This window comes from Actinoplanes sp. TBRC 11911 (assembly GCF_012933445.1).
Taxonomy (GTDB): Bacteria; Actinomycetota; Actinomycetes; order Mycobacteriales; family Micromonosporaceae; genus Actinoplanes.
Genome location: NZ_JABBNC010000008.1, coordinates 264,156 through 276,862, shown reverse-complemented (window position 1 = coordinate 276,862; position 12,707 = coordinate 264,156). Strand labels below are relative to the sequence as shown.

Genomic DNA, 12,707 nt, shown 5'->3' with positions numbered 1-12,707 from the left:
CGGGCGCTCGGCCGTTCCGGCCTTTACATCGGACGATCGTCGCCGACCGGGCAACGTCCAGATCCGAAGGCGCGCCGCCTCGGCGATGCGCGCGATGCGCCGAACCCGGCGAACTCGGGTAAGCCCCCGTCAATGGGCACGGCGGCGTGTCAGTCTGCCGTCAGTCCGTTGACCCGGGCCTGCTCAGCCGTCAGCTTGGAGGGGATGGGGGGAGGTTCCCGTGACTGACCGTACCGAGGCGCACTTCAACCAGATGTCCGTGGGCGTACACGCGGCCGCCAAGAACCTGTCGAAGAAGGACCGCGAGCTGTTGCTGTTGACGTGGCAGTCCGGCGCCCGGAAATTGCTCAACTACGAGTCGCCCGAGTCTACCGAGTACGGGTCGCCGGATGACCTGCCGAGCTGGCGCGTGGGGCCGATGTTACCGCCGAAGCCGAAACCGCACGTTCCCCCCGGCGACGGTGAACCCTACGAGCCGCGCTGACGCGTCCGCGCGCCCCAAAGTGGTGGTCGTGTCGATGCCGTTCCTGGCAGCCGACCGGCCGTCCATCCAGGCCGGCCTGCTCGCCGCCATCGCCCGCGAGCACGGCTTCCCGGCCGGCACCCTGCACGCCAACCTCGACCTCGCCGCGCGCATCGGCCCCGCGCAGTACGCCCTGCTGGCTGACCATCGCGGCCGTCTCGTCGGGGAGTGGCTGTTCTCCGCCGCCGCGTTCGGTGACGATGCGCCCGACCCGGGTTCCGGCCTGCTCGAAGCGTTCGGCGACGAGCTGGCCTACCTGGGGCCGCTGCGGGAACGGCTGCCGGCGCTGCGTCGCGACGTCGTACCGGCGTACCTGGAGGAATTGGTCGTCTCGTATCCGTGGGACGAGGTCGGCGTGGCCGGCTTCAGCTGCGTCTTCCAGCAGAGCACCGCGTCGTTCGCGCTGGCCCGCCGCCTCAAGCAACGCCACCCCGATCTCGTCACGGTCTTCGGCGGCGCGGCCTTCGAGGGTGTCATGGGTCCCGAGCTGGTCCGGACCGTCGAGTGCGTCGACCTGGCCGTCAGCGGCGAGGCCGACGAGGCCTTCCCCCGGCTGTTGCGGGCGCTCGCCACCGGCGACGATCCGGCCGCGATCCCGGGGGTGATCAGCCGCTCGGGCAAGCCCGCACCGCCCGCGCCGCCGCTGCACGATCTCGACGCGTTACCCGTCCCGGACTACGGCGAGTTCTTCGAGCGCTCCGAACGGCTCGGCCTCGCGGACAAGACTGGTCGTGCGCGGGTGTGGATCCCCGTCGAGACCGCCCGCGGCTGCTGGTGGGGCGCGCGGCATCACTGCACGTTCTGCGGGCTGAACGGGACGACCATGGCTTTCCGCAGCAAGTCGCCGGACCGGGTGCTGGACGAGCTCGCCGTGCAGACCCGGCGCTGGGGCAGCTTCCGGTTCGCCGCGGTCGACAACATCCTCGACGTCGGCTACCTGCGCACGCTGTTCCCCCGGATCGTCGCGCAGGGCCGCGGCTACGAGATGTTCTACGAGGTGAAGGCCAACCTCAGCCGCGACCAGGTGGGACTGCTGGCGCGCGCCGGGGTGAGCCGGATCCAGCCCGGACTGGAGTCGCTGAGCTCGCGGGTGCTCGCGCTGATGCGCAAGGGCACGACCGCCGCGCAGAACATCAACCTGCTGCGATGGGCCCGCTACCACGGCATCGGCGCGTCCTGGAACGTGTTGTGGGGATTTCCGGGCGAGACACCGGGGGACTACGCGGAGCAGGCCGCGATCATGCCGCACCTGGCGCACCTGCAACCGCCGGACGCCGCGGGGCCGATCTGGCTGGAACGGTTCAGCCCGCTGTTCGACGACGCGGTCCCCGGGACGTTCCGGCCCGAGGCCAGCAACGGCTACGTCTACCCGGATCGCGTCGACCTGGCGAAGGCGGCCTACTTCTTCGAGTACGACCCGCCGGACGCTGACCTTGCCGAGGCGTACCGGGAACTGGGTCTTGCCGTGAAAGGCTGGCAGGAGGCCTGGCAGGGGGATCGCCGGCCGGTGCTAGTCTTCTGGTCGGCGCCGGGCTATCTGCGCGTCTACGACGGACGACGGCCCGGACGCGAGGGGACCTTCACCTTCGAGGGACCGGCCGCGGACGTCTATGCGGCGTGCAGCGACCGCGCGGTGAAGCCCGCCGTCCTGCGCGAGCGGCTCGATCTCCCGGCCGAGACCGTGCGACGGATGTTCGAGGCGTTCCAGCGGCTGGGGCTGATGTTCGTCGACGGCGGGGCGGGTCTGGCGCTGGCGTTGCCGGCCGTCGGCGGACGGTAGGGGCGATCGCCGTGCCCCGCCTACCGCAGTCGCGCGCACGCGATGCTGGCGAACCGGATGCGCAGATGGTCGATGCGGTTCAGGCGCGCGTCCGGCATCAGCGTGTTGTCGATCCACGAGTACGCCCGATCGTTTCCCCGCGGGTCGAACCACCCGCCCGCGAAACCGACGTGCGTGTAGGTGACCAGCGTGATCCCCTGGCCGTCGATCACGTCCACCGAGATGCCGAGCCGCACTCCGGTCAAGATGCGCGGATTGTGGATGTCGGCGTTGGTCTGTACCACCAGGCTGCGGACGAAGACGCCGTCCGAACCCTCGACGGACTGGACGAAGGCGAGCGCCGACGCGTTGATCCCGCCGCTGAGGGCCGGCGGTCCGGATGCTGCCGAGGCGTACCAGCCGTCGCCGTCGGATGCCGTGATTTCCCGGTCGACGCGGCGTTGCACGGTATGAGACATGATCTCTCCTCTTCGTGGTGGTGGGTGACCTGTCTTGATCGTGTCGGGGGTGGTTGCACCGCCCGGTGCAGTGCCCGCTGCACTCGCGGAAAGACGACAGAGAAATGACCGGCTTGCGGTACGGCGTGCTGGGCCCGCTCATGGTCTGGCGCGACCAGCAGCCGGTACGCCTCGGCCCCCTGCAGCAGCAGGTGGTGCTCGGCGTGCTGCTCGTGCGGGGGGACCGCCCGTACGGTCTGGCCTCGATGATCGATGCCGTCTGGGGTGACGCGGCGCCCGGGTCGGCGGTCAACCTGGTGCAGCGGCACGTGTCCGCGCTGCGCCGCACGCTCGAACCGCATCGCGCGGCCCGTGCCCAGGACAGCCGGCTGGCCTGGACCACGGCCGGCTACCGCCTCGCGCTCGCCGGTGACAGCCTCGATCTCGACGACTTCGAGGCCGGGCTGCGGGCGGCCCGGACCGCGCGCGAGGCCGGCGACCACAAGGCCGCCGCGGACGCGTTGCGGGCGGCACTGGGCTTGTGGCGCGGTCCGCTCTGCGACGGGTTGTCCAGCCCGCTGCTGGACGCCGAGCGCGACCGGATGGCCGACCGCCGGCTCACCGCTCTGCAGGACCGCATCGATCTCGATCTGGGCATCGCCGCCGACCCGTCCCTGATCGACGAACTGCATCGGCTGATCGCCGAGCATCCGCTGCGGGAACGGTTGCACGAGCTGCTCATGCTGGCCCTGCACCGGACCGGCCGGCGGGCCGACGCCCTCGCCGCGTACCAGCGGGTGCGGCGCCTGCTGCACGACGACCTCGGTGTCGAACCGGCCGCTGGGCTGCAGCGGCTGCACCGGCGGATCCTCGAGGGCGACCCGGCGCCGGCCGAGCCGCCGGCACGCGTTTCCGTCCCGGCGCAACTGCCGCACGCCCCGGCGAACTTCGTCGGCCGCGAGGCCGAACTGGCCTGGCTGGACGTGCTGCTCCCGGACGAGCCGGCCGGGGCCGTGGTGGCCGCGATCTCCGGCACCGCGGGCGTCGGCAAGACCACGCTGGCCGTGCACTGGGCACACCGCGTACGCGACCATTTCCCGGACGGCCAGCTCTACGCGAACCTGCGCGGCTTCGACCCGAACGGGCCGGCGCTCGACCCGGGCCGGGTGGTGCGCGGCTTCCTCCAGGCGTTCGCCGTGCCGCCGGAGCGGGTGGGCCCGGACACCGACAGCCAGGCGGCCCTGTTCCGCAGCATCGTGGCCGGCAAACGGGTGCTGGTGGTGCTGGACAACGCGCGCGACGCCGAACAGGTCCGGCCGCTGCTGCCCGCCTCGCCCGGCAGCATGGCCCTGGTGACCAGCCGGGATCAGATGCTCAGCCTGGTGGCGATCAACGGGGCCCGGACCGTGCCGGTCGGCCTGATGACCGTGGACGAGGCCCACAATTTTCTGGTACACCGGCTCGGGCGGCAGCGCGTCGACGCCGAGCCGGCCGCCGCCGACGAGATCATCGCGCGCTGCGCCCGGCTGCCGCTGGCCCTGTCCGTGGTGACCGCCCAGGCCGCCGCCCATCCCCAGTTCCCGCTGGCCGCGGTGGCCGCCGATCTGCGGCGCGCGCACGGGCGGCTGGACGCGTTCGACGGCGGCGACCTGGTCACCGACGTGCGGGCCGTGTTCGCCTGCTCGTACCGCGGGCTGACCTCGCCCGGCGCCCGGCTGTTCCGGCTGCTCGGGCTGCACGCCGGGCCGGAGATCTCGGTGCTGGCCGCCGCCGGTCTGGCCGCCGAGCCGGTCGCGTCGGTGCGCGCCCACCTGGGGGAACTGGCGAGGGCGCACCTCATCGCCGAGCGGTCACCGGGCCGGTTCGCCCAGCATGACCTGCTGCGGGCGTACGCCGCGGAGCTTGCCGAGCAATATCATCCGATCGGTGACCGGCGCGCGGTGGTGCGCCGCGACCTCGACCACCACCTGCACTCGGCGTACGCCGCCGACCGGATGCTGAACCCCTTCCGCGACGATCCGATCGTGCTCGAACCGGCCGCGTCCGGGGTCCGCGCCGAGCAGCCCGCCGACCATCAGGCCGCGCTGGCCTGGTTCGCCGCCGAGGAGCCGGTGTTGCTGGCGCTGCTCCGGCACGCCGCCGGGGCCGGCTTCGACACCCATGCCTGGCAGCTCGCCTGGACGTTGACGCAGTTCCTGGACCGGGAGGGGCACTGGCACGACGCGGCAGCGATCCAGGAGCGGGCGCTGGAAGCGACCCGGCGGCTGGGCGATCCGCGAGGCGAGGCGGTCAGCCGGGGGTGCCTCGCCTACGCCTGCATCCGGCTGCATCGGCTCGACGAGGCTCGCGAGCACCTGCAGCGGGCGTTGCAGCTGTACGAAACGCTGGACGAGCACACCGGCATGGGGCACGTGCACCGGACCATGACGTGGCTCCTCGACAGTCAGGGGCGGTATGGCGACGCGCTGCCCGAGGCGTACGCGGCGCTCGAGCTGTTCCGCCGCGGCGGCAACCGGACCGGGCAGGCGCGCGCCCTCAACGCGATCGGCTGGTTCCATTCCCGGCTCGGCCGGCTCGAGGCGGCCCTGGATCACTGCACGCAGGGTCTGGCGCTGCTGCGCGAGACGGGGGACCGTTTCGATCAGGGCGACACCCTGGACAGTCTCGGCCGGATTCACCATCAGCTCGGCCAGTACGATCGTGCGGCCGCCTGTTACCGCGAGGCGATCGAGTTGTACGCCGAGTTCGGTGACCGGTACGACGAGGGGAACGCCCTGGTGGCCCTCGGGGACGCGCAAGCCGACGCCGGGGATTCCGACGGTGCGGCGGCGGCCTGGCGGCGGGCCGTGCATGTGCTGGACGAGCTCGGTCACCCGTCCGCCGACGGGGTGCGGGGGCGGCTCGACGACTTACTTCACGGGCGGGCGCGGCTAAGCGCTGGCTAGGGAGGTGGGAAGGGTGGCGGTGCAGTCTCTTCCCGACGACAGCGAGGGCTGTCGCGGGAAGGAAGAAATGGCAGACATCCAGTTCCCCAACGCGCTCTTCGCGGGCACCTTCACCGCCCAGATCATCGACCCGTCCGGCGCCCCCGTCAGCGTCGTGGACGCCGACGGGGATTTCCAGATCAAGGCGGACTGGGACGTCGGCGCGCTGGCGGCCCTGTTCCTGGCCGGTGAGTTCACGGTCAAGACCTACGTCGAGTCGATCGGGCCGGGCGAGGAGAAGGAGATCGCGACCGGCACGCAGGCGGTCAACGGGTCGCAGCTCTACAGCAAGCTGCTGAACGTGCCGGCGGGCACGCTGAAGAAGGAGTCGGCCAACGACTCCGGCGTCTACAAGGTGGTCACCCTGCTGACCCACCGCAACAGCTTCGGCACGCTCACCACGCTGGCCGCGATCGAAGACGGACCGGTCGTCTACGTGAACTGACAGCACGATCATCGATGGCGGTCGCCGAAGGGCGGCCGCCGTCGCCGTGTCACAGGCCTTTCTCGACCTGGAGCTTCACCCCGCCCATCGCACCCCGGTGCAGTGCGGCGCGGTCGCCGTGGTCGACGATCACCATCTCGCCGCTCTCCCCGTCGACGACCAGGCGGCGGCCGCAGGACTCGCACTCGAACAGCAGCCCACCCGGGCTTTCGGTGCCGATCAGCCGGTGCCTACCAGACATGCCCCCGAACGTACGCCGCCCGCCTCAGGACGCAAGCCCGGCGAGCCGATCGTGCCGGGGATGGCACAACTCGCGGAACAGTTCGGTGGTTCGGGCCGACGGCGCCACCCGCAGCGTGGTCCACAGCAGATCACACAGCCGGTGGTACTGCGATAACGCGAGATGCCGCTGCCCGGACGCCGCGTAACAGCTCATCAGACGGCGGTGCGCCTGCTCGTTGCAGGGGTCCATCTCGACCAGACGCCGCGCCAGGATGGTGGCCGGGGCGTACGCCCCCTGCTCCAGGTACGCCTCGATCAGCCGGCTCTGCACGTCGATCACGTCCAGGCGCAGGGCCTCCCGGATCGGCTCGGCCCACGCCGCGTACGGGTCGTCGGCCAGGAAATCCCCGTCGTAGAGCTGGCAGGCCGCCTCGTGGCTGCGCAGCGCCGCGACCGCATCGTTCGCACGCTCGGCGCGCAGCCCGTCGGCCCGGTGCCGGGCGAACTGCTCCACGTCGGTCCACACCGCGACATCACCGGCAATCCGATACGTGTCGAACCGCCGCTCGACGCTCGCCGCCGGGTGGGCGGCCCGCAGCGCCTGCCGGACGTAGCTGAGCGTTACGTGCAGGTTGTTGCGGGCCGCGTCCGGTGCGGCATCCGGCCAGAACACGTCGGCGAGCACGTCGCGTGGCACCGGGGCCCGCCGATGTGCCAGCAGATAGGCGAGGACCTGGCGGACGCGCCGGCGAGGGCCCGTGCCGACCGTGACATCGCCGACGGTCACCCGGAAGCCACCCAGGAACCGCGCCACCAGAACCGGACGTTCCTCGATCATGCTGCTCACCTCCCCCGAACCATCGTCGGAGGGGCGCCCGCACCAACCGTTGCAGTTCTCATTGCAGTCGGATCTGCGACCGATCGCCGGACGGATCGACGACCTACTCCTCGTCGACCGAGAGCTGATTGCTCACGTCGGCGACGCCCGACAACGTCCAGATGCGTCGGCTCGCCGCTTCCCGGGCCTCTTCCGAGTTCAGCACGCCGCGCAGGACCACCACGCGGTTCTGCACGATGATTTCCAGATACCGGCCGCGGACCAGCGGGTCCTTGCGCAGCGCGTCCGCGACCTGGCCGGCGAGCCACTCGTCCTTGTTGCGCCCCGCGATCCAGCGATCCAGGGGGAAGCGGTGCGAACCGTCGTTGGACATGCCGAACGGCACCACTTCAGCTCCTTTCGGCCGTGCGAGGGCCCAGGATCGTCCTCCGGTATGGCAGCGGTTGCCCGGCATTGTGACAGTTGAATGACAGCGGGGCCACACCGGCCCCGCTGTCCTCGTCATCGGTTAAAGCTTCGCGCAGTCACCCGTGCGCGAGCCGGTCAGGACATTCTTCGCGCCGAAGTCCTTCACCGGCGCGTTGTTGCCGGAGCAGGACAGCGACCCGGTCACCTTGCTGCCCACCAGGAGCGGACCGTACGCCCCGGCGAGTCGCGTGAACCGGTCGTTGGCCGTCACCTGGGTGTTGTTCGCCAGCATCACCGAGCCGCTCAGCGTGCTCCCGGCGATGGTGACGTCCCGGCGGGTGCCGGTGATCTGCACGGACATGGTCACCGTGGAGCCGAACAGCTGCACGGCCTGCGCCCCGGCCGAGACCAGAGCACCGTTGAGACGGCTGTTCTTGACCACCAGCGAGGCGCCGGTACGAACCGTGACCGTCCCGCTGACCTGCGCGTTCGTCAGGCAGGTCACGCCCGAGGTCACCGTCACCGAGCCCTGGGTGCCGGTCAGCGTCCGGGTGCAGGCCGGCGACGAACCGGGCAGCACCGTCGCCTTGTAGCTGTCCGCCGGCCCGATGTTGCCGGACGGGTCGATCGCCCGGTGCTCGACCACGTGCGTGCCGAAGCCGGGGACGAACCCGCCGCTGGGGTGGTCGTCCGGCAAGGTCTGCTCGAACGCCGCCCGGGACAGGCCACCGGTCCCGAGGTTGCCGTAGGTCAGCGCCTTCACGACCGTCCCCGAGTGACTGAAGTGGAACGGCGAGTTGGGCATCGGCTGCTCCGGGAACCCGAAGTAGTTGTACCAGCCGTCGTGGTCGACGCGCAGCTGCCCGACCACGTAGCGGCCGGCCTGGTCGTCGGTCGGGGTGAGCCACATGTCCCAGCCGTCGAAGTAGACCGGGTGCTCGACCGTGTCGGCCACCGTGGTCAGCGGCGCCGACAGCCGCCGCGGCGCGGACGGCATCGTGTTGTCGACGTTCCAGGTCACCGAATCCGTGACGGACGGCGACGAGGGATCGCTGACCGTGGCGGTCAGCTTGTGGTTGCCCGCGGTCAGACCAGCGGCGCCCAGATCGAAGGTGAGCAGGTTGCCCGGGTTGGCCACCGCCCTGCCGTCGAGCGCCCAGCTCACCAGCGGAACCCGGTCGGCGAAGTGGTTGGTCTCGACGAACGCGATCTCGTCGGCGGCCAGGGGCTGGCTGGTCATGGTCGACGAGGTGATGTCCGCGGCGGCCGGGGACACCGGCGCGGTGGCCGAGCCGACCGTCCACGAGCGGGTCTGCACGAAGCGCGGGCCGTTGAACCCGGAGTCGGCGGCCGCGTTGTTCGTCGACGGGTTGCGCACCCAGTCCACGCCGGCCGGGCCGACCGGGTCACGCACCTCCAGGCTCACCACCGTGCCGGCGGGCAGGCCCAGCGGCTGCAGGTCGAGGTACTGGTTGCTGCCGACCTGGGTGCCGCCGACCTTCCACGTGTACTGCAGGTTGTGTTCCTTGGGCTGCCCGGACTCGGCCCACAGCACGGTGTCCCGCGCGACGGTGCCGGCCGTGCTGGACCGCACCGACATCTGCCCGGCGTTACGCATGCCGGTGATCCGGGCGACCATGTGCTCGCGGCCGATCTGGTCGAGGTCGAACCCGATCCAGCGCATCATCGAGTGCTCGCTGGGCCGGCGCTGCCCGCACGGGTACATGCCGCCGCCCTCGTGCGTGCCGATGGTGCCGCCGGACAGGCTCTCCTCGCCCACCCAGCGCCACCACTTGACCTGGTCGGCGACCATCTTCTGCGGGTCGGTGTAAATGGTGTGGTGGAAGCTCGACGGCTCACCCCCGGTGTAACAGGGCCGGATGACGTCTCGCGAGCTGTACGGGTATTCGTCGACCAGGGTGCCCAGCGAGTGGCCGAGCTCGTGCATCGAGATCAGCGGCCCCTGCGGCGAGCCACCCGAGGTGGTGGCCTGCGTGCCGCCGATCCCGCCGTAGGTGAACGTGTTGAAGATGGCCAGTGACTGCACGTTCTGCGAGGTCCGCGGAATCCCGAGCACCGGCGCCACGTACGTGTCCATGATGCGGTTGAACGCCTGGTTGCCGGTCTCGCACGGGTTCACGCCGGCCGGGTAGTACGGCGCCGCGGCCTGGCAGTTGACCGGCGCGCCGCCGTAGACCGTGCCGCGCGACAGCGGGTCCGCGCAGCCGTTCTGGTAGATCATGCGCAGGGCCGTGTTCTTCGCGTCGATCGGCCCCTCCCGCACGCCGGTGTCCCGGATCGTTCCGTCCGGGCTGCGCACCCGGCCGTCCGGGTCGCAGCGCACGCCGTAGTCGACGGAGGCCAGCTCCACCGCGAAGACGTTGATGTAGTCGCGGTAGGAGCGGTACGGCTCGGTGGCCCACAGCACCGCGAGGTTCCGGTCCACATCGGCCCGGAAGATGCTCTGCTGGTCGGCCTGGTAGCCGTCACCCATGATGATCAGGTTGAGGCGTTCGGTGGTCGGTCCGGTGACCTGGATCGGCACGACCTTGGGGGCGGGCAGGGGTTCGACGGCGGCGTGGGCGGGGGTGGCCAGTCCGGTGGCGGCGAGCACGAGTCCGGCGGCCAGGGCGAGTAGTCGTCTCAAGGAATTCACCTTTCCCTTCGACGTACGACCGTAGGAGCGTTCCGACGTATCGAGCCATCGACACGTGTTGAAATCCCCGGCCCGGCCTTGCTACGCCTCCGGGCGGTAGCGCCCGTTAAGACGGCCCAGCTTCAGCGCCAGGTGCAGGCAGAGCCGTTCGTTGCCGTCCTTGAGGTCGGTCTCGGCCAGCCGCTCCACGCGCTGCAGCCGGTAATACAGCGTGGTGCGGTGCAGCCGCAGCCGTTCCGCCGTCGCGTGGATGTTGCCGGCCAGGTCCAGGTACGCCTCGAGGGTCTCCAGCAGCACCATGTGCGCACTGTCGTCCAGCAACCTTTCCAGACCCGGGTGTACGCCTCCGGCATCCAGATGTTGCTGGTCCATGCGCGACAGCACGCGATACACGCCCAGTCCCGCCCAGGTGATCACCGGCCCGAGCGCGGGCAGCTGCGCACCGACCCGGGCCGCCTGCAGCGCCTCGTCGTAGGAGTTCGCGGCGTCCGCCAGCCGCGACCGGGTCTGGCCCACCCCGATCAGCGTGCGGCTCACCGAGACCACCCCGCGGGTGGCGTTGCGCAGCGTCTCCTCGAGCCGGTGCCCGACCCGGTCGGCCGGTGGCCGCGTGATCACCCGGTCGCCGCACAGCACCAGCACGCCGTGGTCGTGCCGGATCAGGTGCACCGCGTCGCGCACCCCGTACCAGCGGCGGGTCGCGACCAGCGCCTGTTCCAGCGCGATCCGGGCCACCTCGTCGACCGCCTGCCCGCGCGCCGGGACCACCTGCGCCACCAGCGCGGTGCTCGGCCCGTCGCCGGCCAGGGTCTGGTCGGCCAGCAGCGCGTTCACCGCGTGCTCGCGCACGTCCGGGGCGTCCACCAGCAGCGTCCGGGTGGTCTCCGCCTCGCGCTGGGTGGCCAGCTCGCCGAGCAGGTTCTCCCGGTACAGGGCGAGCGACAGCTCGGCCATCGGCCCGTTCACCGAGTCGATGTCGCCGGACGACATGGTCTCGTCCGCGTCGATGAACCAGACGAAGCCGAGCAGCAGGTCGTCGTGCCGGATCGGGACGCACACCCGGGGCAGCAGGTCCAGTTTCGGGCAGGCCGGGGTGCGGATCGGCTCGCGCGCCTTCATGATGCCCGCGTCGCGGAACCAGGCGATCACCTCGGGCGTCGTGTGCCGGCGCAGGATCGAGCTGCGCCGGACGTCGTCCATCTGCCCGTCGTGTTCGCTGTAGACGACGACCCGCTGGCGGCGGTCCTCGATCAGCGCCGGCCGGCCGGCCCGCGCCGCGACCGCGTCGACGATGCGTTGCAGCTCCACGCGACCCCCGATTACTTAGATGTATGCCTACTCTCTGATGTCTTGCGGCGCGTATGCAAGCGGGCGCAGCGAGTCCCTACGGACGTTCCTATTCGGGGAGTCCCCGTTCCGGCAGTTGTCCGAAGACCCGGCCCTTTGCGGTTTCTTACTGTGACGCCGGGTCCACCCGGTCCCGCAGAGGAGTAGACATCTCGATGAAGGCACCTCAGCCCTGGCAGGGCGCCGTGGTCACGCTGCCGACCCTGTTCCGCGAGGACCTCTCGCTCGACCTCGACCGGCTGCAGGAGCATGTGCGGTGGCTCGCGTCCGAGGGCGTCGACGGCGTGTCCCCGTGCAGCGGGCTGAGCGAGGTCCAGAGCCTGTCCGACGCGGAACGCACCGACGTGGTCCGGGCCGTCGTGGAGGCGGCGCCCGTCGGCTGCTCGGTGGTGCCGGGGGTGGGCGGCTACGGCAGCCGGGAGTCGCGGCGCTGGGCCGAGGAGGCGCAGAAGGCCGGCGCGGACGCGGTGCTGGTCCCGCCGCCGGACGGCTACGCGGCCCGCGACGACGAGGTGGTGGCCCACTACCAGGAGGTTTCCGCGGTCGGGCTGCCCGTGGTGGCGTACCACGACCCGGCGAACGCCCGCGTGGACCTGACGCCGGAGCTGCTGGCCCGGGTGGCCGAGACCGACGGGGTGGTGGCCGTGCACGAGGCCGGCGGCGACGTGCGCCGGATGCACCAGATCCACGACCTGATCCCGCACCTGGACGTGCTGGTCGGGTCCGACGACATCCTGCTGGAACTGATGATCTCCGGGGCGCGGGGCTGGATGGCGGCGCTGCCGAACTCGTTGCCCGAGCTGTCCGTCGAGCTGTACCGGCTGTGCGCGGCCCGCGATCTGGCCGCCGCGTTCCCGATCTACACGCGGCTGCACCCGGTGCTGGGCTGGAGCGGCACGGCGGGTTCGGTGCAGGCGGTGAAGCTCGAGATGGAGCTGGCCGGACGGTACGGCGGCCCGTGCCGCCCGCCGCGCGGCCGGCTCACCGACGACGAGCAGGGCAGGCTGCGGCGCGACCTGGTTCGAGCGTTACGCGTACCTGATCACCCACTGGAGAAGTGAGAGGGG

At 71.2% G+C, this 12,707-nt stretch carries 11 protein-coding genes; 5 read left to right on the top strand and 6 right to left on the bottom strand.

Going from position 1 to position 12,707, the window contains the following annotated elements:
- The first annotated feature begins 220 nt into the window (after window positions 1–220).
- Window positions 221–484 (top strand): hypothetical protein, encoded by a 264-nt coding sequence (locus HH310_RS14905; RefSeq protein ID WP_169176102.1) that lies wholly within the window; start codon window positions 221–223, stop codon window positions 482–484.
- A 28-nt stretch (window positions 485–512) separates the two neighbouring features.
- A complete protein-coding gene (locus HH310_RS14900; RefSeq protein ID WP_312034078.1) occupies window positions 513–2,303 on the top strand; it encodes a RiPP maturation radical SAM C-methyltransferase in 1,791 nt (596 codons plus the stop codon).
- A 20-nt stretch (window positions 2,304–2,323) separates the two neighbouring features.
- On the opposite strand, the gene HH310_RS14895 is transcribed toward HH310_RS14900, so the two are convergent.
- Window positions 2,324–2,761, bottom strand: a complete 438-nt coding sequence (locus HH310_RS14895) for a hypothetical protein (RefSeq protein ID WP_169176100.1) — start codon at window positions 2,759–2,761, stop codon at window positions 2,324–2,326.
- A 104-nt stretch (window positions 2,762–2,865) separates the two neighbouring features.
- Between HH310_RS14895 and HH310_RS14890 the strand changes: the two genes are divergently transcribed.
- On the top strand, window positions 2,866–5,685 hold the full coding sequence (locus tag HH310_RS14890; RefSeq protein ID WP_169176099.1) for a BTAD domain-containing putative transcriptional regulator: 2,820 nt from the start codon (window positions 2,866–2,868) through the stop codon (window positions 5,683–5,685).
- Between the two features lie 67 nt (window positions 5,686–5,752).
- Entirely contained in the window at window positions 5,753–6,169 is a 417-nt protein-coding gene (locus HH310_RS14885) for a hypothetical protein (protein ID WP_169176098.1), read from the top strand.
- Between the two features lie 49 nt (window positions 6,170–6,218).
- On the opposite strand, the gene HH310_RS14880 is transcribed toward HH310_RS14885, so the two are convergent.
- From HH310_RS14880 to HH310_RS14860, 5 genes are all read right to left on the bottom strand, one after another.
- Entirely contained in the window at window positions 6,219–6,410 is a 192-nt protein-coding gene (locus HH310_RS14880; RefSeq protein ID WP_169176097.1) for a hypothetical protein, read from the bottom strand.
- 24 nt (window positions 6,411–6,434) lie between these two features.
- Window positions 6,435–7,229: a BTAD domain-containing putative transcriptional regulator gene (locus HH310_RS14875; RefSeq protein WP_169176096.1), complete on the bottom strand. Its 795-nt coding sequence runs from the start codon at window positions 7,227–7,229 to the stop codon at window positions 6,435–6,437.
- A gap of 103 nt (window positions 7,230–7,332) precedes the next feature.
- Window positions 7,333–7,617, bottom strand: coding sequence for a BON domain-containing protein (locus tag HH310_RS14870; RefSeq protein ID WP_169176095.1), 285 nt, complete (start codon window positions 7,615–7,617; stop codon window positions 7,333–7,335).
- 120 nt (window positions 7,618–7,737) lie between these two features.
- Window positions 7,738–10,284, bottom strand: coding sequence for a M64 family metallopeptidase (locus HH310_RS14865; protein ID WP_169176094.1), 2,547 nt, complete (start codon window positions 10,282–10,284; stop codon window positions 7,738–7,740).
- Window positions 10,285–10,374: 90 nt separating this feature from the next.
- Window positions 10,375–11,601, bottom strand: coding sequence for a helix-turn-helix domain-containing protein (locus tag HH310_RS14860; RefSeq protein WP_169176093.1), 1,227 nt, complete (start codon window positions 11,599–11,601; stop codon window positions 10,375–10,377).
- 194 nt (window positions 11,602–11,795) lie between these two features.
- Between HH310_RS14860 and HH310_RS14855 the strand changes: the two genes are divergently transcribed.
- A complete protein-coding gene (locus HH310_RS14855; RefSeq protein ID WP_169176092.1) occupies window positions 11,796–12,701 on the top strand; it encodes a dihydrodipicolinate synthase family protein in 906 nt (301 codons plus the stop codon).
- The last annotated feature ends 6 nt before the right edge of the window (window positions 12,702–12,707 follow it).